This is a genomic window from Clostridium sp. BNL1100 (genome assembly GCF_000244875.1).
Classification (GTDB): Bacteria; Bacillota; Clostridia; order Acetivibrionales; family DSM-1351; genus Ruminiclostridium.
Genome location: NC_016791.1, coordinates 367115 through 392522, shown reverse-complemented (window position 1 = coordinate 392522; position 25408 = coordinate 367115). Strand labels below are relative to the sequence as shown.

Annotated in this window: 19 protein-coding genes and 1 other annotated feature; of the genes, 1 reads left to right on the top strand and 18 read right to left on the bottom strand. The window is 38.6% G+C overall.

Annotation, left to right across the window (positions count from 1 at the left end; translation table 11 throughout):
- Positions 1–7 precede the first annotated feature (7 nt).
- From CLO1100_RS01700 to rpmG, 17 genes are all read right to left on the bottom strand, one after another.
- On the bottom strand, positions 8–1366 hold the full coding sequence (locus CLO1100_RS01700) for an extracellular solute-binding protein (RefSeq protein ID WP_014312035.1): 1359 nt from the start codon (positions 1364–1366) through the stop codon (positions 8–10).
- Between the two features lie 249 nt (positions 1367–1615).
- Entirely contained in the window at positions 1616–3256 is a 1641-nt protein-coding gene (locus CLO1100_RS01695) for a response regulator (RefSeq protein WP_014312034.1), read from the bottom strand.
- Positions 3253–5004, bottom strand: a complete 1752-nt coding sequence (locus tag CLO1100_RS01690) for a sensor histidine kinase (RefSeq protein ID WP_014312033.1) — start codon at positions 5002–5004, stop codon at positions 3253–3255. Before CLO1100_RS01690 ends, CLO1100_RS01695 begins: the two co-directional genes overlap by 4 nt.
- A 293-nt stretch (positions 5005–5297) precedes the next feature.
- The gene (tuf, locus tag CLO1100_RS01685) at positions 5298–6500 is read right to left on the bottom strand and encodes an elongation factor Tu (RefSeq protein ID WP_014312032.1); all 1203 of its coding nucleotides are present in this window, start codon (positions 6498–6500) and stop codon (positions 5298–5300) included.
- A gap of 128 nt (positions 6501–6628) precedes the next feature.
- A complete protein-coding gene (fusA, locus tag CLO1100_RS01680) occupies positions 6629–8710 on the bottom strand; it encodes an elongation factor G (protein ID WP_014312031.1) in 2082 nt (693 codons plus the stop codon).
- A gap of 59 nt (positions 8711–8769) precedes the next feature.
- Complete coding sequence (rpsG, locus tag CLO1100_RS01675; protein ID WP_014312030.1) at positions 8770–9240, bottom strand: 30S ribosomal protein S7; 471 nt, start codon at positions 9238–9240, stop codon at positions 8770–8772.
- 224 nt (positions 9241–9464) lie between these two features.
- Positions 9465–9893 (bottom strand): 30S ribosomal protein S12, encoded by a 429-nt coding sequence (rpsL, locus tag CLO1100_RS01670; RefSeq protein WP_014312029.1) that lies wholly within the window; start codon positions 9891–9893, stop codon positions 9465–9467.
- 78 nt (positions 9894–9971) lie between these two features.
- Positions 9972–10214, bottom strand: coding sequence for a ribosomal L7Ae/L30e/S12e/Gadd45 family protein (locus tag CLO1100_RS01665; protein ID WP_014312028.1), 243 nt, complete (start codon positions 10212–10214; stop codon positions 9972–9974).
- A 211-nt stretch (positions 10215–10425) separates the two neighbouring features.
- On the bottom strand, positions 10426–13923 hold the full coding sequence (gene rpoC / locus CLO1100_RS01660) for a DNA-directed RNA polymerase subunit beta' (RefSeq protein WP_014312027.1): 3498 nt from the start codon (positions 13921–13923) through the stop codon (positions 10426–10428).
- A 16-nt stretch (positions 13924–13939) separates the two neighbouring features.
- Positions 13940–17680, bottom strand: coding sequence for a DNA-directed RNA polymerase subunit beta (gene rpoB, locus CLO1100_RS01655; protein WP_014312026.1), 3741 nt, complete (start codon positions 17678–17680; stop codon positions 13940–13942).
- Positions 17681–18177: 497 nt separating this feature from the next.
- Positions 18178–18561 carry a 50S ribosomal protein L7/L12 gene (gene rplL / locus CLO1100_RS01650; protein ID WP_014312025.1) on the bottom strand — a complete coding sequence of 128 codons (384 nt, stop codon included), beginning with the start codon at positions 18559–18561 and terminating at the stop codon, positions 18178–18180.
- A 66-nt stretch (positions 18562–18627) separates the two neighbouring features.
- Entirely contained in the window at positions 18628–19158 is a 531-nt protein-coding gene (rplJ, locus tag CLO1100_RS01645; RefSeq protein ID WP_014312024.1) for a 50S ribosomal protein L10, read from the bottom strand.
- Between the two features lie 42 nt (positions 19159–19200).
- Positions 19201–19355: a sequence feature (ribosomal protein L10 leader region), on the bottom strand.
- A gap of 54 nt (positions 19356–19409) precedes the next feature.
- A complete protein-coding gene (gene rplA / locus CLO1100_RS01640; protein WP_014312023.1) occupies positions 19410–20102 on the bottom strand; it encodes a 50S ribosomal protein L1 in 693 nt (230 codons plus the stop codon).
- A 111-nt stretch (positions 20103–20213) separates the two neighbouring features.
- The gene (gene rplK, locus CLO1100_RS01635; RefSeq protein ID WP_004619833.1) at positions 20214–20639 is read right to left on the bottom strand and encodes a 50S ribosomal protein L11; all 426 of its coding nucleotides are present in this window, start codon (positions 20637–20639) and stop codon (positions 20214–20216) included.
- A gap of 88 nt (positions 20640–20727) precedes the next feature.
- Entirely contained in the window at positions 20728–21279 is a 552-nt protein-coding gene (gene nusG, locus CLO1100_RS01630) for a transcription termination/antitermination protein NusG (protein WP_014312022.1), read from the bottom strand.
- A 27-nt stretch (positions 21280–21306) separates the two neighbouring features.
- On the bottom strand, positions 21307–21537 hold the full coding sequence (gene secE, locus CLO1100_RS01625; protein ID WP_014312021.1) for a preprotein translocase subunit SecE: 231 nt from the start codon (positions 21535–21537) through the stop codon (positions 21307–21309).
- Positions 21538–21641: 104 nt separating this feature from the next.
- Positions 21642–21791 carry a 50S ribosomal protein L33 gene (rpmG, locus tag CLO1100_RS01620; RefSeq protein WP_004619830.1) on the bottom strand — a complete coding sequence of 50 codons (150 nt, stop codon included), beginning with the start codon at positions 21789–21791 and terminating at the stop codon, positions 21642–21644.
- 223 nt (positions 21792–22014) lie between these two features.
- Here rpmG and CLO1100_RS01615 point away from each other — a divergent pair, with 223 nt between their 5' ends.
- Positions 22015–23640: a DEAD/DEAH box helicase gene (locus CLO1100_RS01615; RefSeq protein WP_014312020.1), complete on the top strand. Its 1626-nt coding sequence runs from the start codon at positions 22015–22017 to the stop codon at positions 23638–23640.
- A gap of 65 nt (positions 23641–23705) precedes the next feature.
- Here CLO1100_RS01615 and ilvB read toward each other — a convergent pair whose 3' ends face one another.
- Positions 23706–25385 (bottom strand): biosynthetic-type acetolactate synthase large subunit, encoded by a 1680-nt coding sequence (ilvB, locus tag CLO1100_RS01610; RefSeq protein ID WP_041700139.1) that lies wholly within the window; start codon positions 25383–25385, stop codon positions 23706–23708.
- Between the last annotated feature and the right edge of the window lie 23 nt (positions 25386–25408).

Here is a 25408-nt window from a genome sequence, read left to right as displayed (position 1 = left end):
ACTTTTGTTATTTTTCGTACTCAGCCTGTATCTTCTTTGCAAGTTCTTCAGGAGAAATATTGTTTATCAATAACTGCTGAAGTCCTGTATTCATAACCTGAATCAAATCCGCGGACAACTGTGCGTCATATATTGGAACAGGCTTGATCTTGGCAGCAAGCTCAAGATATTTTGAAGAAAGTGGAGCAAGTTTGCTTTTATCCACGTCCTTTGGATTGCTTGCAGGGAATGCATTTGATTCTACTGCAATTTTTGCATAATCAGCATCCGTAACAGCTCTAAGCACCTTGTAAGCAGCTGTCAGCTTAGCTCCTTCTAATTCTGAGTTTACGTTGTAAGCCCATGCACCGCCGGCAGAGTTCTCCATTGGATCGCCCTTTCCGCCGTCAACTGCAGGAAGCAGAGCCAGTTCTGTATTTTCCTGTATATCCTTTGGTGCGTCGTTAATTACATTGCTTATTGCCCAATTACCTTCCATAAACATTGCTGCCTTGCCGTTGTAATAGGGTGTTTTTTGCTGCATATTGTCAATACTGTTCAGATCAGAATTAAATGCTCCCACTTTTGCAAGCTCCTGCAAAGCTGCCAAAGCACCTACAAATTCAGGATCTGTAAACTTCGCACCTTTTTTCTCCTTAATGCTGGTGAACCATTCAGGTCCGGTAAATCTGTCTCCCAGTGTACTGAGGATACATGACTCTGCAACCCAATTACCTTTGTTACCTAGAGATATAGGAGTTATTCCCTTAGCTTTAAGCTTGTTGATAGCATCAAGAAAGTCTTTCCAGTTTGTAGGGAATGTAGAAATACCGGCATCATTAAGTAATTTCTTATTGTAGTAAATTAGATGTGTATTAAGCATCTGGAAAGGGATACCATAATTTTTTCCTCCAACTGTAAAGTCGTCGAAAGCACCTTGCAAAAAGCTGTTTTTCCAGTCCGGATCTGCATTTAATATATCATCTACAGGATTAATCAATTTATTATCAATAAACATGCTAGTCATAGAACCCTTAACTATAAACATGTCAGGAAGCTCATTACCGGCCGCCAATGTTCTGACTTTAGTCTCGTAGTTATCATGGCTTAGCGGTTCTTCGTTTATTTTTATATTCGGGTTATCTGCTTTGAACTTATCCATTGCTTTATGGAAAGCTATTGAATTGCCCTCTGTATCCTCTTTAGGGAACATATGGATAAATGAAAGTGTTACAGGTTCCTGACTGTTGCCCGAGTCAACAGTACTCTGTCCTGCCGAAGAAGAAGTTGTACTGTCCTCTGATACGGTCGAGGAGCCACAGGCTGCCAGAGAGAAGATCATTGAAACTGCTACCAAAAGGGCTAAAAGCTTAATACTTCTTTTCATAAAATATTTTCCTCCCTTATTATCTTGTGAAAACTGGTATTTCTTAGTACTTATTGGTTTTTTGATATGAAATTAAAATAATAGAAATTGTTACTGAGAAACTGCAGCGCCATCAGTTCATATTAGAATTATAAGATTATTATTGTAAAAAAAACATGCTTATATCTACACTAATATCGTGATTTATGTTATGTTGATATTTTATTTACATAATGAAAGGATTCTTTAATATACAAACGCTGCAAATGATTATTTTACAGCGTTTGTATTATTTTGAGAGGCTTGCAGAAGGTTTTCCCTATATTCTTTCGGTGTACATCCGACGTACTTTTTAAAGTTGTTTGCAAATATCTTATAGTCATTATATCCGACTTTCTCGGCTACTTCATATACTCTGAACTTTATATCCTTCAAAATAACTTTTGCTTTGTCAAGCCTTACGATATTCAGCCATTCCGTAAAGCTTTTTCCGGTTTCCTTTTTGAATACCCTACTGAAATAGTTAGGGGAAACATACGTAATGGCAGCAATATCCTCCACCCCTATATTTTCTGAATAGTGGTCATTCATATATTGTATTGCTACTTTTACAATACCTTTAAATTTTTCGTTTTTCCCTTTCTGCATAGCCTCTATATAACCCTGAAATATATTTTTCATCCAAAGCTTAATGTCCTCAAGGGTTTCATACTTTTCTATCTCCGCATATCCTCCAAACTGCCTGTCGCCATAATTTCTATAGTCAACTCCAAGCTCATCCAGCTGACTTTCTGCGATAGCGATAACTCTAAGACATATATTTTTTACTTCAGAATAGTCTGCCTTTGTTTTAATAAAGTTTGAATACATCCTCTCAAGAACCATAAAAAGCTTATCGGTATCCATTGTTTTAAGATATCCTATAACCTCCTTTTCATCCGAAGATGGATATATAACTTGTGAAACTGCGCCAAGCTTTTCAACTTCATTTATGGTTATAATCCTGTCCTTCCCTACAAAGACCTTTTTTTTCAATATACATAAGACTTCATCATATGCCTTGGGCAATTCAGATATATCCTTATATATATTGCTGACACCTATGGTGAGAGTTATCCCGTATAGTTTTTTAACTGTATATCGTATTTCCTTATATAGGTTAAATAAATCATATCTGTTAGAATCCTTAACATTTATAACAGAAAATAGATAATCTGCATCACTGTGACATACTATACTCTTTGTTGATGGGTTCAAAATTTCTTCTGCAGAATTTTTTATTCTATTCTTAAGTAGCTCCTTCTCGCTGCTGGTCTTATTTTCGGTAATCAAAAAGAAATCGTCAATATCAATGATAATAAGCTGAAACTCCTTACCTGACAAATCAACATTCAATTCCTCGGATTTGTCGATAATATCGGCCAGATTCCCACCTTCTCCTTTTAGAACCGAAGTTATAAACCGCGTCTGCATAAAAATGAGGTTTTCTCTGAAAATATTCTTAATCCTTATATCCTGACTGGTTTCATTATTTTTTCTGATAATTTCATCGCCTTGCTTAAGCATAATCTTAACAAGTTCATCAGCGCCAATAGGTTTTAATAAATATTCATTAACGCCCATACGAAGTGCTTCCCTAGCATATTTAAATTCGTCATACCCGCTTATAATAACTACTCTCACATCAGGCATGTTTTCCCTGAGCATCTTTGTCAGTTCAAGACCGTCGACTACAGGCATCCGAACGTCTGTAATGACAATATCCGGCTTTAATACTAGTGCCTTTTCAAAGCCTTCCCTACCGTTAGAAGCCTCCCCCACAAAAGTCATCCCCATAGCTTCCCAGTCAATGGATGTTATAATTCCTTTACGTATAACCGCTTCATCATCAACTATTAGTATCTTAATCATTCTTCCATTGCCTCCATGCTATAGGGTTGTGTTATTACAGCCGTAGTGCCACATACCCGGTTAAAAAATTCAAGGCCGTATTTATCGCCATAATAAAGCCTTATTCTGTCATTAACATTCTTAATTGCCAACCCTTTATTGTTTTCAGTTGTTTTGTCAAGAAGTTGCTGGATTTCTTCCAGGTTGACACCATAACCGTTATCACTAATAATGAAAACCAGCTTGTTATCTTCCTGTCTGACCGTAATATCGATTTCACCGCTTTCCCCCTTCTTTTCAATACCATGGACTATGGAGTTTTCGATAAGCGGCTGTAAAACTAGCTTTAAAGTAACACACTCAAGAACTTCAGGATCAACATGCAGTGAAAATTTAATCATATCCTTATATCTTGACTGCTGGATGACTATATAATTCTTTACATGCTCTATCTCCCGCTTGACGGTTGTAGTCTCATTGCCACTGTTGAGACTTAACCTAAACAACTTTGATAAGGCTTCAACCAGAGTGCAGGTTTCATAAGCTTTTTCCATTCTTCCCATCCAATATATGTTATCAAGAGTGTTATAAAGAAAGTGAGGATTAATTTGAGCCTGCAATGCTCTGAGTTCAGCCTCCTTTTGCTTTATCTGAACCGTATATACTTTTTGTATCAATTCTTTTAATGTCGTAGACATTTTATTAAAATTTCTACTCAACAGGGTAATTTCATCATTTCCCTGAGGCTCCACATATACATCAAAATCTTCATTTTCAAGCCTTCCCATCATCTTATAAAGCTTCTTAAGTCTACGTAATATCCCTTTTGAAAAAAGTATCGCAATAATAACACAAACTGAAAAGCTTATAATCATTGCTGAAAGAATCGCACTCTGAGTTCTTATATTTTCCTTAAGAAGTTCCTGCATTGGAACCATATTAACAACCTTCCATCCCAGGCTGTCAATTGTATAATAAGTTACCAGGTAATTAATTCCATTTCTACTATAGTTAAAATAGTCTTCCATCGAATCCAATGAATTTATTCCGAAATCATTATTTTCAAATTTTTGTCCAATTTTACTTTTATTAGTCGCTGATATTACAATTCCTTCATTGTCAATAATAAAGAAATTATCACCTTTTCCGATTATCTTATCCTTATATATGTTAAAAAAAGCATTTTCTTCTATATTAATTTTAAGAATAGCAAGCTTACTAGAAACATTTGCTACATCATTTATTATTCTAATCATAGAAAATACATTTGTGCTTTTATCATTATAATTAACGACCTTATTTATATACCACATGGATTTTCCTCTTAATCCTGATACCTTGTCTATGGTAGTTGAATCGATTTCATTTCTGGTACCTGCAGTATTGAGTTCAAAATTATTAAAGCCTTTTATATATATTGAGTTTACAAAAGATTTGGAAGCCAATAATTGCATTAAATCGGTTTCTATTTTTATTTTCTTTTTTGTTATTATCTCTGTCGGCTCATCCGACCTAAGCTTTAGAAATTCCCTTACATCCTCATTTTGTATAAGATACAGGGATGTGTCACCAATATTTTCTACTATAAACTCAATATTGTTACCAATCTGTTTAACGGTGTTCATATTAGATATTGCTAACTTTTGTTGGAGTATCTGAGATGATTTTACAAAAGATATGATTCCTAAAACCGTTATCGGTATAATTATTATTATGAACGAAAAAAGCAACACCTTGTATTGCAAGCTAAAAAACCGCTTTTTACCCATACAACTCCCCCCGATAACACCTCATGAACATAGCGGAATCTTCAAGTTATTTTTAAGATTAATACTTTATAATCGATTTTCTCCTCAGTTATGTATAACTTTTATGTAACTTTAATATAAAAATAACACATCTTAAAAATTATTGCAATTTTACATAGCTCTATAGCAACACTTTCCATAACCTTACCTTAGTAACACTACCCATGTATAACACAAAAGGCAGAGTCTGTAATCAGACTCTGCCTTTTGTATATCTTTTAAATAATCTTTTAATTACAATATATAATTAAAAATTATTCGATAATCTTTGAAACGTTACCAGCACCAACTGTTCTACCACCTTCACGGATAGCGAACTTAAGTCCTTCATCCATAGCGATAGGAGTGATCAATTTGATCTTCATAGTGATGTGGTCACCAGGCATAACCATTTCTGTTCCTTCTGGAATTTCGATAACACCTGTAACGTCAGTTGTTCTGAAATAGAACTGTGGTCTGTAACCATTGAAGAATGGCTTATGTCTTCCACCTTCAGCAGAAGTCAAAACGTAAACCTGACCTTCAAAGTAAGTGTGAGGCTTGATTGATCCTGGCTTAGCGAGAACCTGTCCTCTTTCGATTTCGTTTCTCTGAACACCTCTTAAGAGAGCACCAATATTGTCACCAGCTTGAGCTTGGTCAAGAAGCTTTCTGAACATTTCAACACCAGTTACAACAGTTTTCTTTGGAGCTTCCATCAAACCAACGATTTCAACTTCGTCTCCAACCTTAACGATACCCTTTTCAACTCTACCAGTAGCAACAGTACCACGACCTGTGATTGAGAAAACATCCTCTACAGGCATGATAAATGGCTTGTCAGTAGCTCTTTCAGGAGTTGGGATATATTTGTCAACTTCTGCCATAAGAGCAACGATTGGAGCATATTCAGGAGCGTTTATATCAGTTGAATTACTTTCCAGAGCTACAAGAGCTGAACCTCTTACGATAGGAGTATCATCACCTGGGAATTCATATGTGCTCAACAATTCTCTAACTTCCATTTCAACCAATTCGATAAGTTCTTCATCATCAACCATATCGCATTTGTTCAAGAATACGATGATGTAAGGAACACCAACCTGGTGTGAAAGAAGAATGTGTTCTCTTGTCTGAGGCATTGGGCCGTCAGCAGCTGAAACAACGAGGATAGCACCGTCCATCTGAGCAGCACCAGTGATCATGTTCTTAACATAGTCGGCATGGCCTGGGCAGTCAACGTGAGCGTAGTGTCTTGTTTCAGTTTCGTACTCAACGTGAGCGGTATTGATTGTAATACCTCTTTCTCTTTCTTCTGGAGCAGCATCGATTTGGTCGTATGCCTTGTATTCAGCTCTTCCTGAGAATCCAAGAACCTTAGTGATAGCAGCTGTTAAAGAAGTCTTACCATGGTCAACGTGACCAATTGTTCCGATATTAACGTGGGGTTTGTTTCTTTCGAATTTAGCCTTAGCCATTTTAAAATCTCCATCCTTTCATTAAAGCGCTGTGCGCTAATTTTATACTCATTTACTTTATTTAACAGGAGTAAACTTTACAGTGCTTTCACTATAAAGTTTACTCTTGCAATTAACCAGCTATATGATTACTCAGCACTGCTTCTGTTGGAAATAACCTTCTCCTGAATGCTCTTAGGCACTTCTTCGAAGTGGCTAGTCTGCATGGAGAATGTACCTCTTCCCTGTGTTGAGGAACGAAGTGCAGTAGCGTATCCGAACATCTCGGATAGTGGAACCATAGCTCTTATGTTCTGTGCTCCACTACGTGCTTCCATACCTTCGATACGTCCTCTTCTTGAGTTGAGTCCACCCATAACGTCTCCCATGTATTCCTCAGGAACGCTAACGTCAACTTTCATAATAGGCTCAAGGAGAACAGGATTTGCTTTTCTACATCCATCCTTGAAAGCCATTGAACCGGCAATCTTAAACGCCATTTCAGAAGAGTCAACTTCGTGGTATGAACCATCAATAAGAGTAACTCTAACGTCAACGACATTATATCCGGCAAGAACACCTGTATTCATAGCTTCCTGAATACCTGCATCTATTGGCGCGATATATTCCTTAGGAATAGCACCACCAGTAATCTTATTTACGAATTCGTAACCAGCACCTGGTTCTCTTGGTTCAAGTTCGATTACACAGTGACCGTACTGACCTTTACCACCAGACTGTCTTGCATATTTCATTTCAGACTTAACAGGCTTACGAATAGTTTCCTTGTAAGAAACCTGTGGGTTACCAACATTAGCTTCAACCTTGAATTCTCTCATCATTCTGTCAACGATGATATCAAGATGAAGTTCACCCATACCGCCGATGATAGTTTGTCCGGTTTCAGCGTCAGTATGAACTCTGAATGTAGGATCCTCTTCAGCCAGCTTCTGGAGCGCGATACCCATCTTTTCCTGTCCAGCCTTAGTTTTAGGTTCTATGGCAACTTCGATAACAGGTTCAGGGAATTCCATTGATTCAAGAATTACAGGATTGTTTTCTTCACAAAGAGTATCTCCTGTTGTTGTATCTTTAAGACCAACAGCAGCTGCAATATCTCCGGAGTAAACTATCTGTATTTCTTCTCTATGGTTTGCGTGCATTTGAAGAATTCTTCCGATTCTTTCTCTTTTGTTCTTTGTAGAGTTAAGAACATAAGAACCTGAGTTCAATGTTCCTGAATATACTCTGAAGAAGCAAAGTTTACCAACATATGGATCGGTCATAATCTTAAATGCAAGCGCTGCAAACGGACCATTGTCATCTGCAGGTCTTTCAATATCTTCTTCACCGTCCATTGAAATACCTTTTATAGCAGGAATATCAAGTGGTGATGGCATAAAATCAACAACTGCATCAAGCATTTGTTGTACGCCCTTATTCTTGTATGATGAACCACAGGTTACAGGTATCATTTTAACGGCAATAGTAGCCTTTCTGATACCGGCCTTTATTTCCTCAAGAGTGAGTTCCTCACCTTCGAGATATTTCATCATAGTCTCTTCATCTTGTTCAGCAACTGATTCCAGTAATATTTCACGATATTTCTTGGAAATTTCAATCATATCGTCAGGGATAGGCTGATCTTCAATTACCTGACCTAAATCATCTTTAAATATATGAGCAGTCATAGTAACCAAATCAACCATACCAATAAAGCTATCTTCACTGCCTATTGGTAATTGTATAGGTACTGCATTACACTGTAATCTGTCTTTCATCATAGAGACTACGTTGTAAAAATCAGCTCCCATTATATCCATTTTATTTACATATGCCATACGGGGAACTCCATACTTATCAGCTTGTCTCCAAACTGTTTCAGATTGAGGTTCAACACCGCCCTTTGCACAGAAAACCGTTACCGAACCATCGAGTACACGAAGAGATCTTTCAACTTCAACAGTGAAGTCAACGTGCCCCGGCGTGTCAATAATATTTATCCTGTTACCCTTCCACTGTGCGGTAGTAGCCGCAGAAGTGATAGTTATACCTCTCTCCTGCTCCTGCTCCATCCAGTCCATGGTAGCAGCACCTTCATGAACTTCGCCGATTTTGTGAACTTTTCCTGTATAAAACAGTATACGCTCGGTTGTTGTTGTCTTACCAGCATCAATATGAGCCATTATACCGATATTTCTAGTATGTTCCAAATCAAATTGCCTGGGCATGATTACCCTCCTTTCACGATAGTTCGGATTGATAAATTATCAATCCATTTATATTATTATTACCATCTATAATGAGCAAATGCTCTGTTAGCTTCAGCCATCTTATGAGTATCTTCTTTCTTCTTGTAAGCTCCACCCATATTGTTGATAGCGTCAAGTATTTCTCCTGAAAGTCTTTCCCTCATAGTACGCTCGCCTCTTTTGCGAGAGTAATCAACGAGCCATCTTAAGCCCAGAGTTTGTCTTCTTTCAGGTCTAACTTCCATAGGAACCTGATATGTTGCTCCACCAACTCTTCTAGCCTTTACTTCGAGAACTGGCATAATGTTTGCCATAGCTTCTTCGAATACTTCTAAAGGATCTCTGCCGGTTTTTTCTTTGATAATATCAAAAGCATCGTAGCATATCTGCTGTGCAACACCCTTTTTACCATCATACATTACGTTGTTAACCAGTTTAGTAACAGTTTTGCTTCCATACATTGGATCAGGTAAAACATCTCTTTTTGAAATATGACCTTTTCTTGGCACCTTACTTCCCTCCTTTTATGATAACATTTGATATGGGATATTACCCATAGAAAGTATCACAGGTACTCGTGGTTTAAACCGTCGTCAGCGCAAGTACATTAATATACCTTACTAGTTTAACAGATTATAGATAATTTTATTAAAAACCTATTTTCTCTTATACAAAATATATATAATCACGTACTAAGCACCTAACATTTTAAATTTGTCAGCACGCTGTGTTATTACTTTTTAGCGGCACCTGCCTTAGGACGCTTTGCACCGTATTTTGAACGGCTCTGCATTCTTTTGGCAACTCCGGCAGTGTCAAGAGTACCTCTAATAATGTGGTACCTTACACCAGGTAAGTCTTTAACTCTTCCGCCTCTGATAAGAACAACACTATGCTCCTGTAGGTTATGTCCTATTCCAGGAATATATGCAGTTACTTCTATACCGTTTGTAAGACGAACTCTGGCAACTTTACGAAGTGCTGAGTTAGGCTTCTTTGGTGTAGAAGTCTTAACAACAGTACAAACACCTCTTTTTTGAGGGCTGCTTAAATCTGTAGGCTTCTTCTTCTTTGAGTTAAATCCTTTCTGGAGAGCTGGAGCAGTTGATTTCTTCTCGATAACTTCTCTGCCCTTTCTAACCAGCTGATTAAATGTTGGCATTAGTACACCTCCTTTCAAAGGTAATTATTATATATTTTATATATACCTTACCAATTAGTAAGAATAAATAAATATAAGCTACTTTAAAATACATGCAACTGCAGCGTCAACGTCAATTCCACAGGCTTTTCCCAGTTGCTTCATTGAATCAACATATGTTACGGGAATTGCATTTGCCTCACAAAGTTCTATAATTCCTCTTACGACCCTCTGCTCACAATCCCTCGCAATTATAACATTTGACGCGACACCGTTTTCTACGGCTTTGGTGGATTGCTTGACACCAACTGCCTTCTTACAGTGTTTAAGATCATCCAACAATTCTTTAATCCTCCAATTGTGGTCTTCTCTTTATTTTAGACGTGTTCTGAATTTGCACACAAAAAAATGCACAAAATCAATGCACTGAATTATTTTATCACTCTGTATTATCTTTTGTCAAGCATACAGAATTTGTATCAATCACTGACTTTTATTAATATAAAGGCGGCCATAATAATATGACCGCCCCAATTTGTTTACCTTATAAATGTTATTCAACTACACTACTAATACTTATATCCTTGTAACGACTCATACCGGTACCTGCAGGTATAAGCTTACCGATAATAACATTTTCCTTTAATCCTACAAGAGGATCAATCTTACCCTTAATTGCAGCTTCTGTAAGAACCCTAGTGGTTTCCTGGAAAGAAGCGGCAGACAAGAATGAATCGGTAGCAAGTGAAGCCTTTGTGATACCCAGAAGAGTACGTTCACCAGTTGCAGGGCTAAGACCTGCGTCAAGAGCTTTTTGATTTTCTTTCTCAAACTCGAATATATCAACAAGTCCTCCTGGGAGTAAGCTGGTATCTCCTGCATCTTCTATCTTAACTTTTCTCATCATCTGTCTTACAATTACTTCAATATGCTTATCGTTGATATCAACACCCTGCATCCTGTAAACTCTCTGAACTTCCTGAAGAAGATATGCCTGAACTCCCTTGATACCCTTGATTTTCAGGATATCATGAGGATTTACGGAACCCTCGGTCAATTCATCTCCGGCTTCAACAATATCTCCGTCATATACCTTGATTCTTGATCCGTAAGGTATCTGGTAGGATTTTGATTCACCGTCTTCAGAAGTAATAATTACCTCTCTCTTCTTCTTGGATTCTGAAAGCTTAACGCTACCGGCTATTTCAGATATAATTGCAAGTCCCTTTGGCTTTCTAGCTTCAAACAATTCCTCTACACGAGGGAGACCCTGTGTAATGTCATCACCGGCAACACCACCGGTATGGAAGGTTCTCATTGTCAGCTGTGTACCCGGTTCACCGATTGACTGTGCAGCTATTATACCAACTGCCTCACCAACGTTTACAGCATCTCCTGTTGCCAGGTTAGCACCATAACACTTGGCACATATTCCAACCTCTGAGTGACAAGTAAGTACTGATCTGATTCTAACCTTCTTAACTCCGGATTTAGCTATTGTGGAAGCTTTCTTTTCATCGATAGCCTCGTCTTTTGATGCTATTAATTCCTTTGTATTAGTGTCATACATGTCTTCGGTTAAATATCTTCCAACAAGTCTCTCGGATAACGGTTCAATTATTTCGCCGCCGTCCTTGATATCGTAAACTTCAATACCCTTGTCAGTACCGCAATCAAGTTCTCTTACTATAACATCCTGACTTACGTCAACAAGACGTCTTGTGAGGTAACCTGAGTCAGCAGTTCTAAGTGCAGTATCGGCCAAACCCTTTCTGGCTCCATGAGTTGAAATAAAGAATTCCAAAACGTTAAGGCCTTCACGGAAGTTTGATTTAATCGGTATCTCAATGGTCTTACCGGATGTATCCGCCATCAAACCTCTCATACCTGCAAGCTGCTTAATCTGATTGATATTACCTCTCGCTCCTGACTGTGACATCATGTACACAGGATTGAATCTGTCAAGGTTATCAATAAGAGCTTTAGTGATACTTTCACCTGTTTCTGTCCAAGCACTGATTACAGAGTTATATCTTTCTTCATCTGAAATTAGTCCTCTCTTATACTGCTTAACGATATTATCGATAGTGTTTTCAGTCTCTTGCAAATACTGTTTCTTTATCTCAGGTATTACCATATCAGATACGCTGATTGTGATAGCACCTCTTGTGGAATACTTAAAGCCTAATGCCTTTATTTTATCAAGTATAACGGCTGTTTTGGTAGTTCCATGTACCCTTATACATTTGTCTATAATTTTTCCAAGCTCTTTCTTACCTACAAGGAAATTGATTTCCAAGTCAAACAACTTGCTCTCGTCGCTTCTGTCTACAAAGCCAAGATCCTGCGGAATAGCTTCATTGAAAATAAGTCTGCCCGGTGTACAACTGATGACTTTTCTCATGTTTACACCGTTTATTTCCTTTTCAATTCGAACCTTTATCTGTGCATGAAGGCCAAGCACGCCTTCCTGATACGCCATAAGAACTTCATTCATATCACAGAATACTTTTCCGTCTCCGGGCTCGTTTGGCTTTTCTATTGTCAGATAATAGCTACCCAAGACCATATCCTGTGTTGGTACGGTAATAGGTTTACCGTCCTTAGGTGCCAACAAGTTATTTGCCGACAGCATCAGGAATCTTGCCTCTGATTGAGCTTCTGCTGACAAAGGAACGTGAACCGCCATCTGGTCACCATCAAAGTCGGCATTGTACGCTGAACATACCAGCGGATGAAGCTTTAACGCTCTTCCTTCAACCAGTACAGGTTCAAATGCCTGTATACCGAGTCTGTGAAGTGTAGGAGCACGGTTGAGTAACACAGGATGTTCTTTTATTACTTCTTCAAGAACGTCCCATACTTCATTTCTTACTCTTTCAACCATTCTCTTTGCACTTTTTATATTATGTGCCAAGCCATCATTAACAAGTTTCTTCATTACAAACGGCTTGAACAATTCCAACGCCATCTCTTTTGGCAGACCACACTGGAATATCTTCAAGTCAGGGCCTACAACGATAACTGAACGTCCTGAGTAGTCAACACGCTTACCCAGAAGGTTCTGACGGAAACGACCCTGCTTACCTTTAAGCATATCCGAAAGTGATTTAAGAGGTCTGTTTCCAGGTCCTGTTACAGGACGTCCTCTTCTACCATTATCAATTAATGCATCTACTGCTTCCTGAAGCATACGTTTTTCATTTCTTACAATTATGTCAGGAGCCCCCAAATCAAGGAGTCTTTTTAATCTGTTGTTTCTGTTTATAACCCTTCTGTACAGGTCATTCAAGTCAGATGTTGCAAATCTTCCTCCATCCAACTGAACCATTGGTCTGAGTTCAGGCGGAATTACAGGAACTACATCAAGGATCATCCATTCAGGACGGTTACCTGAGAGTCTGAAAGCCTCAACAACCTCAAGTCTCTTAACTGCTCTGATTCTCTTTTGTCCTGTAGATTCAGTGAGCTCAGCCCTTAACTCCTTGGAAAGACTTTCAAGATCAATCTCAACAAGCAATTCCTTTATAGCTTCAGCTCCCATAGCAGCTCTGAAATTCATTCCAAACTTGTCAACACTGTCTCTGTATTCCTTTTCTGTTAATACCTGTTTTTTGGACAATGGTGTCTGACCCGGGTCAATAACAACATATGATGCAAAATACAGTATCTTTTCAAGGGATCTTGGAGACATATCAAGGATCAAGCCCATTCTGCTTGGTATTCCCTTGAAGTACCAGATATGGGATACAGGAGCAGCAAGCTCGATATGTCCCATTCTTTCTCTTCTTACTTTTGACCTTGTAACTTCAACACCACAACGGTCACAAACTATACCCTTGTATCTAATTCTTTTGTATTTACCGCAATGACATTCCCAGTCCTTTTGAGGACCGAAAATCCTTTCGCAGAACAACCCGTCTCTTTCAGGCTTCAAAGTTCTGTAATTTATAGTTTCAGGCTTTTTTACTTCACCTTTTGACCATTCTCTGACCTTTTCCGGAGAAGCTAATCCTATTTTTATAGAATCAAAATTGTTCAGTTCAAACATAGCTTATCTCCCTTCCTTAAAAATCTTCGTCGTCTTCAAAGTCATCGCTTAGATCATCATCAGCAAATAATTCTTCAGTCAATTCTTCTTCAAGATTATCACCGGTACTGATTGACCCAATATCCAGATCATCAATTTCCAGCTCTTCTTCAAGAACATCTTCTCTTAATTCGTTGTCAAAATCATTTGTCAGAACTACTTCGTCTTCTCTGCCTTCGATGTTAACATTCAATTCTTCAAGATCATCTTCAACATACTCTTTTATTGCAATTTCTTCCTGTTCTTCAGAATATACCTTAACATCAAGTGCCAAACTCTGAAGTTCTTTTATAAGAACCTTGAAGGACTCAGGAATTCCAGGTTCGGGAACGTTCTCGCCCTTAACTATGGATTCGTATGTCTTAACTCTACCTACAACGTCATCAGACTTAACTGTAAGTATTTCCTGCAATGTATAAGCAGCTCCGTATGCTTCAAGAGCCCAAACTTCCATTTCTCCGAATCTCTGACCACCGAACTGGGCCTTACCACCAAGTGGCTGCTGCGTTACAAGTGAGTATGGTCCGGTAGAACGGGCATGTATCTTATCATCAACCAAGTGAGCCAGTTTGAGGTAGTACATATATCCAACGGTTACCCTGTTGTCAAACGGATCACCTGTTCTTCCATCATAAAGTACTGTCTTTCCATCAGGGTCTTTTCCTGCTTGAATAAGAGTATCCCTGATGTCTTCCTCTGTTGCTCCATCAAATACAGGAGTTGCAATTTTCCAGCCCAATGCTTTTGCTGCAAATCCTAAATGCACTTCAAGCACCTGACCGATATTCATACGTGATGGAACGCCGAGAGGATTCAAAACTATCTCCAATGGTGTACCATCCGGCAAGAACGGCATATCTTCTTCAGGAAGTATTCTTGAAATAACACCCTTATTACCGTGTCTTCCTGCCATCTTATCACCGACGGAAATCTTTCTCTTCTGAGCGATATAGCATCTAACAAGCTGATTTACTCCCGGTGGCAATTCATCGCCATTCTCACGAGTAAACACCTTGACATCGACAATAATACCGGATTCTCCATGAGGTACTCTCAGGGATGTATCACGAACTTCTCTCGCCTTTTCTCCAAATATTGCTCTGAGCAAACGCTCTTCTGCTGTAAGCTCTGTTTCTCCTTTTGGAGTAACTTTACCAACAAGGATATCTCCTGCACGAACCTCAGCACCTATTCTGATAATTCCTCTGTCATCAAGGTCTTTAAGTGCTTCTTCTCCGACATTTGGAATATCTCTCGTGATTTCTTCAGGTCCGAGCTTAGTGTCTCTTGACTCCGCTTCATATTCCTCTATGTGTATTGATGTATAAACATCCTCTTTAACCAGTTTTTCATTTATAAGAATAGCATCCTCGTAGTTGTAACCTTCCCATGTCATAAATCCTATGAGAATGTTTCTACCAAGAGCTATTTCTCCATTATTTGTTGACGGTCCGTCAGCAATAATTTCACCTTTTTCTATCATCTCGCCTTTTCTTACAATAGGCCTTTGATTCAAACAAGTTCCTTGGTTTGAACGCATATATTTCAGCAACTTATAGGTATCTTTTTGCCCGCTGTTAGTCTTAATTACTATTTCGCTGGCAGATACTTTATCTATTACACCTGCATTTTTTGCAATAACACAAACTCCTGAATCCCTTGCCGCCTTGTACTCAATACCTGTACCTACAATAGGCGAATCTGCCTTGATCAACGGTACGGCCTGACGCTGCATGTTGGAACCCATCAGCGCACGGTTGGCGTCATCGTTCTCAAGGAACGGTATCATCGCTGTAGCAACGGATACCATCTGCTTTGGCGAAACATCCATGAAGTCAATTTTATTGCTCTCAACTTCCAATATTTCATGTCTATAACGAGCTACTACCTTATTTGAAACAAAAGTACCATCATCGTCGAGAGGTTCTGTTGCCTGAGCCACAACGAACGGGTCTTCTACGTCAGCTGTAAGGTATACTATTTCATTTGTTACTCTTCTGTTTTTCTTATCTACTTTTCTGTATGGTGCTTCTATAAATCCGTACTCATTAACTCTTGCATAGGTACTCAATGAACCTATCAAACCGATGTTCGGACCTTCAGGTGTCTCAATTGGGCACATACGGCCATAGTGAGAGTGGTGAACGTCACGGACTTCGAAGCCAGCTCTCTCTCTGCTCAAACCACCAGGTCCTAAGGCACTGAGCCTTCTCTTGTGTGTTAATTCAGCTAGAGGATTTGTCTGATCCATAAACTGTGACAGCTGGCTGCTTCCAAAGAATTCTTTTATAGCAGCTGCAACCGGTCTTATATTTATTAATGCCTGAGGAGTAACTATATCAATATCCTGTATAGTCATTCTCTCTCTTACAACTCTTTCCATTCTTGAGAGACCTATTCTGAACTGATTCTGAAGCAACTCTCCCACCGAACGGAGTCTTCTGTTACCCAAGTGGTCAATATCGTCTATAGATCCGATTCCGTAATCAAGATTAATAATATAATTTATCGATGAAATTATATCCTCAATTGTGATATGCTTTGGAATCAAGTCGTTGATTCTCTCTTTAAGAGTTTTCTTTATCTGCTCTTCGCCGCTTGTATTTTCAAGAATTTCCTTTAGCACGGCGTACTGTACTCTTTCGGTTATACCTATATCAGATACATCGAAATCGACAAAGGCACGTATATCAACAGTATTGTTTCCGATGACTTTTATAGATTTACCTTCAACTGACAGATATACTATGTTTACACCGGAGTTCTGAACTTCTACAGCCTTTTCTCTTTCAATTAATTCACCTTCGGTTACTAATATCTCACCTGTCTCGGCTGATACGATATTTTCTGCTGCAACCTGCCCGCTGATCAGATTTGATATTGCTAACTTTTTATTAAACTTAAACCTACCAAATTTAGCAAGATCATATCTCTTTGGATCAAAAAACAAACTGTTAAGCAAAGACCTTGCACTATCAACTGTAGGTGGTTCTCCAGGTCTTAATCTCTTGTATATTTCAAGTAAGCCTTCTTCGGAAGTTTTTGCATTATCCTTTTGTATTGTTGCAAGAAGTCTTTCATCTTCACCCAACAATTGCGTAATCTCAAAGTCAGTACCGTACCCTAATGCTCTGAGCAGTACAGTTAGAGGCAATTTTCTTGTCCTGTCTATTCTGACTGAAAGTATATCGTTTGAGTCTGTTTCGTATTCAAGCCATGCTCCCCTGTTAGGAATAACTGTGTTTGAGTACAGCTTTTTACCAACACGGTCAAACTTCATTGAATAGTAAATACCAGGTGACCTTACCAACTGGCTGACAATTACACGCTCTGCACCATTAATTATAAAGGTTCCTGTGTCTGTCATAAGAGGAAAATCACCCATAAAGATTTCCTGCTCTTTTACTTCTCCAGACTCCTTGTTAATTAATCTTACCTTCGCCTTGAGAGGGGCTGAGTATGTAGTGTCCCTTTCCTTACATTCTTCGACACTATACTTTGGCGTATCATCAAGCGAATAATCCACAAAATCCAATATCAAGTTTCCAGTATAATCTGTTATCGGGGAAATATCTCTGAAAACTTCACGAAGTCCTTCATCCAAAAACCATTGATATGAGTTCTTTTGAACCTCTATCAGATTTGGCATTTCCAGTACTTCTCGCATTTTGGAATAACTCATCCTGGTGTTTCTACCCAATTTTACGGGTTGTACCATATTTATATCACCTCATAAACTTATGACTTTATTAGGAATATTTTAAAATTTCACATAATTAGAATTATATTATGTAAAATCGTAAATCAAATTAACTGCAGTTACAACTAATAACTAAACTAAGATTTATTAGGGCATGGTTTAGTAATTTTTTCAGGTACTTCTGATTCCGTATATATTTCTAAAACCTACATATAATAAACCCATAGCAAACATTAAAATATTATTAACAATTATTGTCTTGTTTATTCGTATATGCTATAATTATGTACATCAAGTACGAATTCTTCGACTTGGAAATGATAATAGAATTTTAATGCAGTGTATAATTATATCATAGCATGTATAGCTTGTCAATCATAAAAACGCATTAAATAAGGCGTTTTTTTATTTTGTTTTTCTACATATTGCATATATTTAACTTAAACTAATTTAGTTTAACTTAGATTTAAAAAAAAGAGGCGCTCACTGAGTGCCTCTTTTTTATTCAGTTGAAATTACTTAATTTCAATAGTTGCTCCAACTTCCTTGAATTTAGCTTCGATTGAAGCTGCTTCGTCCTTTGAAACGTTCTCTTTGATAGTCTTAGGTGCGCCATCAACGAGATCCTTAGCTTCTTTCAAACCAAGACCAGTTGCTTCTCTAACAACTTTGATAACCTTGATTTTGTCTGCTCCAACGTCCTTCAATATAACGTTGAATTCAGTCTTTTCTTCTGCTGCTGGAGCTGCTCCACCTGCTGCAGGTGCTGCTGCAACTGCTACAGGAGCTGCTGCTGATACTCCGAATTCTTCTTCAAGAGCCTTTACGAGTTCTGATAATTCTAATACTGTCAAATTCTTTACATCTTCAATTAACTTTAAAACCTTTTCGCTAGCCATTGTATAATACCTCCAAATAATTTTTGTTTTTAATAATTTTTTAATATTTAAAGCTTCTTAATAAAATTAAGCATTTGCTTTTTGTTCAGCAATAGCATTCAATGCTACAACCAAACCTCTCATATTGCCGTTCAATACATTTACAAAACCGGATATAGGAGCATTGAAGCCACCCAAAACCTTTGCAATAAGTACCTCACGTGATGGTAATTCAGCAAGAGCCTTAACACCTTCAAGATCTATAACCTTACCTTCAACAACACCTACTTTAAGTTCGAGTTTATCAAATTTCTTTGCAAACTCTGAAAGAACCTTTGCAGGTGCTACAGCATCAGATGAACTGATAGCCATCGCTGTTGGTCCTGTTAAAAAGTCATCTAACTCAATTCCGCTTTCCTTCATTGCAAGGCTTGTTAATGTATTCTTAACTACCTTGTATTCAACTCCGGCTTTTCTAAGAGCGTTTCTGAGTTCTGTGTCCTGTTCAACAGTTAATCCTCTATAATCAGCAAGTACAATTGATTGTGCAGACTTTATCTTTTCAGTTAAATCTGTTACAACTTGTTTCTTCTGTTCAAGAATCTTGTTACTAGGCAAAACATCCACCTCCTTTTGTTTAATAGCAGTTTATTTATAAAAAATATAAATAAAAAACCCTTTGTTTGTGCATAGACATACAAAGGGTAATTAATTCGTTATTAATAAAACCTCGGTAGGATGATTTCCAATCAATTATGCTTGCGGTATAGAATCCGTTGAGCACCTACTGTCTATGGCACAATATTCAATTTCCTATAATATAATAATACTAAACAAGTTATTTGTAAAGTACCTTTTTTTACTAAGTATTATTCAACTCTCAATGGATTGATTTTTATACCAGGTCCCATTGTTGAAGTAACAACAACACTCTTTAAATACTGACCCTTTGCAGCAGCTGGCTTAGCCTTTATAATTGCTCCAAGAAGAGTACGGAAATTATCCATAAGCTTCTCATTACCAAATGATGCTTTTCCGATAGGGCAGTGAATTATATTTGTCTTGTCAAGTCTGTACTCAATCTTACCGGCTTTAATATCGGCAATAGCTCTTGCTACGTCCATTGATACAGTACCTGCTTTTGGGTTAGGCATAAGACCCTTAGGACCTAACACCTTACCTAATCTACCAACAACACCCATCATGTCAGGAGTTGCTACAACTACATCATATTCAAACCAGTTCTCGTTCTGAATTTTTGATACTAATTCTTCTGCACCAACAAAATCAGCTCCGGCTTGTTCTGCTTCCTTTGCCTTATCTCCTTTTGCAAATACCAACACTCTAACCTTTTTACCAGTTCCGTGAGGAAGTACTACCGCACCTCTAACCTGTTGGTCTGCATGTCTGGAGTCAACACCAAGCTTAACATGAACTTCGATTGTCTCATCAAACTTTGCCTTAGCAGTTTTCTGAGTAAGTTCAAGAGCCTCTGAAGGTTCATAAAGCTTTAATCTATCAATAAGTTTTGAGCTTTCTTGATACTTCTTTCCTCTAAACATTTGTCACACTCCTTAAGTGGTTAATTATTGTCGGAAACTTAAAGTTTCCTCCCACGAATTGTCAAAACTGCATTACGAGCAGTCTTTGCACTTTCGTACATCGCCTGAAAATTATTCAACTACTACGATACCCATACTGCGAGCTGTACCAGCAATCATTCTTGCTGCTGCATCAACACTTGCCGCATTTAAATCAGGCATTTTCTGCTCAGCTATTTTACGGACTTCATCCATTGTAATCTTCGCAACTTTATCCTTGTTTGGCTTACCAGAGCCGCTCTCAATTTTGCACGCCTTTTTCAGTAGAACAGCCGCCGGAGGAGTCTTTGTTATGAAGGAAAACGATCTATCAGCGTATACAGTTATTACAACAGGAATAATAAGTCCTGCATCTTTCGCTGTTCTCTCGTTAAATTCCTTACAAAAACCCATAATGTTAACGCCATGCTGTCCTAATGCTGGTCCAACCGGTGGAGCCGGAGTTGCCTTCCCCGCAGGAATTTGAAGTTTTACGTAACCTGCAATTTTCTTTGCCATTAATTCCACCTCCCAAATTTCTTACCAATTGCTTATTTTGATTTATTAAAATGATAAAACAGTTTAACTGCCTTATCTGCCTTATGGCCTAAATTTTCTGAATCTGTGTCAATTCAAGTTCAACAGGAGTCTCTCTGCCAAACATTGATACAGAAACTCTAACCTTCTTTTTCTCAAGATTAATCTCTTCGACAATCCCGATAAAGTTTTCAAGAGGTCCGGATGTAACTCTGACATTATCATTAACTTCGTAATCTACTTCCGGAGCAAATTCTTCAACTCCCATTGCCTTAACTTCGTCATCAGACAAAGGCACTGGTTTTGATCCAGGTCCTACAAAGCCGGTAACCCCTCTGGTATTTCTAACGATATACCAAGACTCGTCCGACATAATCATTTTGACAAGAACATACCCAGGAAATACTTTCTTTAAAGTAGCCTTTTTCTTGCCGTCCTTGATCTCAATCTGCTCTTCCATCGGAACAACAATGTCAACGATGTAATCCTGCATACTTCTGTTTTCAACTATCTTTTCAAGATTTGCTTTAACTTTGTTTTCATACCCTGAATAGGTGTGAACAACGTACCACTTAGTTTCTTCAGACATATCAAAAACAGGCCCATCCAACAAGAGCCCCATGTCCTCCCTCTAATTCTTGTGAACCAATTACTTCGTAAATACAACCTCAGCTAGCTTCGTAAATCCGAAATCAGAAACCCATATTATCGCGCCAACAATCAGGCAGAAAATAAGTACTGTCGCGGTATTGTTTATAAGCTGAGTTCTATTTGGCCAAATAACTTTCTTCAGCTCAGCCTTGATCTCTTTATACAACTTTACAATTCCTTGGCCACTCTTCTTTAACCGAGATACTTTTTTAACCTCGTTTTCAGCCATTTTAATCACTTCCCAATAATAATATTTAAATATAATTGGCAGTTATACCGTAATTGTTGACACAAAATACGTATAATTAAACATTGCTGCCCTTTTGCACAAAACTATTTTGTTTCCTTGTGAACAGTGTGCTTGTGACAGAATTTGCAATATTTTTTAAGTTCAAGTCTATCAGGGTCATTCTTCTTATTCTTCATGTTAGAATAATTTCTCTGTTTACAATCAGTACATGCGAGCGTAATCTTAACTCTCATCAATAACACCTCCAGCCGCTCAAATTGTATTTTCTCCATGTATGTTTTTTAATCATTTTTGACATAAAAAAAAAGACTTACACAGGAGCAATATTAAATTTAACATATATATATTAAAAAGTCAAGCAGTGTTTTTATATACAACCTGTTTTCCCCTTAGTATAGAACAACCATTAACTAAATGTTATAATTAACAATATAATTTTAACGAAAGAAGATTACAATGAACAAAACATTTAATGAGTTGGGCATCTCAGCCCCTATTTTAAAAGCTATTGACGACATGGGCTTTAAAACCCCCACTGAAGTCCAGAGCAAGGCAATTCCGCATATTCTTAATAATGAAGATTTGATTGTTATGTCCAAGACAGGCAGCGGGAAAACAGCGGTTTTCGGAGTTTCAATGCTACAGATGACTGATCCCGAGGTGGAAGGTCCCCTAGGACTTATTTTAACTCCGGCAAGAGAACTGGCAGTACAGGTGGACAGCGACATTAATAAAATGGCAAAATATCTCGAGCATAAAACTACTGCTGTGTACGGTCAACATAATATTAATGTAGAAACTCAGATTCTTAAAAAGGGTGTATCAATTGTTACGGGAACACCGGGACGTGTGTTTGATCATATAAGTCATGGTTCACTGGTCACAAAAAATATTCGTTTCCTGGTCCTCGATGAAGCAGACAGAATGCTTGACATGGGCTTTCTGGATCAGGTTGTAAGGATTATAAAGACTTTACCCAAAGAGAGGATAACCCTTCTGTTTTCTGCTACTATGCCTCCTGAAATACATAATATTTGCAGCAGATATATGCAAAATCCGACTACTATAGAGATCGAATCACTGACTAAAACTGTGGATACTATTCACCAGGTGTATTACAGAGTTAATTATAATGAAAAGAATACTCAGTTGAACCGCCTGCTTATAGTCGAAAAGCCGGAAAGCTGCATGATTTTCTGTAATACCAAAGCGGCTGTTGACAGAGTTCAGAGCTTCCTCACCAAAAAGGGCTATTCTTCTCAGGCACTTCACGGTGATATCCCGCAGAGTAAGCGCCTGAATACCATACAGCAATTCAAACAGGGAAAGTTCCATCTGCTGGTGGCAACAGATGTTGCTGCAAGGGGTATCCATATTGAAGGTCTTTCTCTGGTAATAAACTACGACGTCCCCAATGACAAGGATAACTACGTCCATAGAATTGGTCGAACGGGCAGAGCGGGACATGACGGTCGAGCTTTTTCACTTGTTACGGGTGATGACATTATTAGTTTATATGAGATTGAAGAACATATTGGGGCTTTGATACCGGAGGAGGAGTTGCCGGACGATGGTACCTTTAATAAGGCATTAGGGGAGGCAGACCAATGGATAAAAACCAATTCTTTAAAGGAGAAAGCTCCTCGTTCAACTTCCTCAGACTTAACTAGTATTAAAAAGAAAAACGTACACACCAAAGATTCTCAAAAAACATCTCATACAAAGCCGGATTATTCCAAACGCCCGGCTGCTCAGGGAAAACCTACCGGAAAATCACTTTCCTCTGAGCCAAGGTCTGAAAGGATTAATAAGGTTAACGTAATACATTCTGACAAGAGGCAGACTAGGACGCCGGTTGCTCCCGTTAAGAGTTCAAAACCGCCTATTCGTTCTGTATCAAGGCATGTTTCGCCAAACTCACCGGGGTTAAACTCAACTGATATGAGGCACTCTGCAACTGCTTCGTCAAATAGTAAAGTTGGAACTGTCGGTTTTATCAACGCTGAAAGTTCTGCCAGCAATACCAATATAAATAAGCAGCCTTTGATCAAAAGGATTTTTAATAGAATTTTTGGTAGATAAGCTGTTAAATCTATAAATGAAAGGGTGGCTTATATGCCACCCTTTTTATTATTTGTCACTTAAAGTTAACAGTCGACCACTTCATTTAACCCGGCTCCCGGCGGAACTATCGGAAATACTTTGTCATCCTTGTCAATTTCAAAATTCAGCAGTACCGGACGGCAGGTTTCAGATAAAGCCGTACTAATAGCTGCATCTACCTGAGCCGGGTGGTTTACGTTTATACCTTTTGCCCCAAAGGCTTCCGCCAATGCTGCAAAATCTGTTCCTCTGTCGATTGATGTCTGACTGAATCTTCCCCCGAAAAATAGTTCCTGCCACTGGCGGACCATTCCGAGTGCCTTATTGTTAAAAAGTGCGATTATTATCGGAAGTTTATACTCAACTGCTGTAGCAAGTTCACTGCAATTCATTCTAAAGCTTCCATCCCCAGCAATATTTATAACCTTTTTATCAGGTCTGGCAAGCTGTGCTCCAATACATGCACCAAGCCCATATCCCATTGTTCCGAGGCCACCTGAGGATATAAACTGCCTGAACCGATTATACTTGAAATACTGAGCCGCCCACATCTGGTGTTGTCCTACCTCTGTAGTTATTATTGCATCACCTTTAGTAAGCTCGCATATTCTTTCTATAATATATTGTGGCTTTATTACCGTGTCTGAAATATCATATTTTAAAGGATAAATTTCCTTCCATTCCAATACTTTTTTTATCCAATCCGTATCTTTTTTATAAACTATACCTTTTAGTAACGTTTTTAGTATTTTCTTTATGTCACCAACGAGAGGGTAATCTGCTCTCACATTTTTACTGACTTCAGCAGGATCAACATCTATATGCATTATCTTTGCCTCAGGTGCAAATGTGTTTATATTGCTTACAATTCTGTCGCTGAAACGAGACCCGGCAACTATAAGTAAATCACAGCTATGTACGGCATAGTTAGAGGCTTTTGTACCGTGCATGCCCACCATACCAGTGTATAGGGGATGTGTCCCGGGGAATGTCCCCATTCCCATAAGCGATGTACATACGGGAATTGATGCTGTTTCAGCCAGCTCTAATATTTCACTTTCTGACCCGGCTATACCGACTCCTGCTCCAGAGAGTAATAAAGGCCTTTTTGCTTCATTTATAGCTTGCATCGCCCGGTCCAAATCGTCTGTGGCTATTTCAGTCACCTTTGTTGATTGATAATCGTCTTTATCAGGCTTTTGGGGCGTATACTCCACTTGTGCTGCCGTAACGTCCTTGCACACATCCACCAATACAGGCCCCGGCCTGCCTTCTTTTGCAATAGCAAAGGCCTTTCTAATTGTCTGTGCAAGCTGTGCAACATCCTTTACTATAAAGTTGTGCTTGGTTACGGGCATTGTTATTCCGGTAATATCTACTTCCTGAAAGGAGTCCTTCCCTAGAAGTGCAGTCGGCACCTGCCCTGTTATTGCAACCATTGGAACGGAATCCATGTATGCTGTTGCAATACCTGTTACAAGGTTTGTCGCACCAGGCCCTGATGTTGCTATACATACGCCGACTTTTCCTGTTGCTCTGGCATAACCGTCCGCCGCATGCGATGCACCTTGCTCATGAGAGGTAAGTATGTGCTGTATTTCATTTCGCGCCCTGTACAAGGCATCATAAATTATTATTGCCTGACCTCCCGGATATCCAAAAACCGTATCAACACCCTGCTCTTTTAAACATTCTATAATAACGTCAGCACCTGACAGTTTCATACGCACATCACTCTCCCCTTTTA

Bases quoted from the DNA above. Each gene is read 5' to 3' on its own strand.
- CLO1100_RS01700 (WP_014312035.1), bottom strand. From the start codon at position 1,366: ATGAAAAGAAGTATTAAGCTTTTAGCCCTTTTGGTAGCAGTTTCAATG.
- CLO1100_RS01695 (WP_014312034.1), bottom strand. From the start codon at position 3,256: ATGATTAAGATACTAATAGTTGATGATGAAGCGGTTATACGTAAAGGA.
- CLO1100_RS01690 (WP_014312033.1), bottom strand. From the start codon at position 5,004: ATGGGTAAAAAGCGGTTTTTTAGCTTGCAATACAAGGTGTTGCTTTTT.
- tuf (WP_014312032.1), bottom strand. From the start codon at position 6,500: ATGGCTAAGGCTAAATTCGAAAGAAACAAACCCCACGTTAATATCGGA.
- fusA (WP_014312031.1), bottom strand. From the start codon at position 8,710: ATGCCCAGGCAATTTGATTTGGAACATACTAGAAATATCGGTATAATG.
- rpsL (WP_014312029.1), bottom strand. From the start codon at position 9,893: ATGCCAACATTTAATCAGCTGGTTAGAAAGGGCAGAGAAGTTATCGAG.
- rpoC (WP_014312027.1), bottom strand. From the start codon at position 13,923: ATGTTTGAACTGAACAATTTTGATTCTATAAAAATAGGATTAGCTTCT.
- rpoB (WP_014312026.1), bottom strand. From the start codon at position 17,680: ATGGTACAACCCGTAAAATTGGGTAGAAACACCAGGATGAGTTATTCC.
- rplL (WP_014312025.1), bottom strand. From the start codon at position 18,561: ATGGCTAGCGAAAAGGTTTTAAAGTTAATTGAAGATGTAAAGAATTTG.
- rplA (WP_014312023.1), bottom strand. From the start codon at position 20,102: ATGTTTAGAGGAAAGAAGTATCAAGAAAGCTCAAAACTTATTGATAGA.
- rplK (WP_004619833.1), bottom strand. From the start codon at position 20,639: ATGGCAAAGAAAATTGCAGGTTACGTAAAACTTCAAATTCCTGCGGGG.
- nusG (WP_014312022.1), bottom strand. From the start codon at position 21,279: ATGGGGCTCTTGTTGGATGGGCCTGTTTTTGATATGTCTGAAGAAACT.
- secE (WP_014312021.1), bottom strand. From the start codon at position 21,537: ATGGCTGAAAACGAGGTTAAAAAAGTATCTCGGTTAAAGAAGAGTGGC.
- rpmG (WP_004619830.1), bottom strand. From the start codon at position 21,791: ATGAGAGTTAAGATTACGCTCGCATGTACTGATTGTAAACAGAGAAAT.
- CLO1100_RS01615 (WP_014312020.1), top strand. From the start codon at position 22,015: ATGAACAAAACATTTAATGAGTTGGGCATCTCAGCCCCTATTTTAAAA.
- ilvB (WP_041700139.1), bottom strand. From the start codon at position 25,385: ATGAAACTGTCAGGTGCTGACGTTATTATAGAATGTTTAAAAGAGCAG.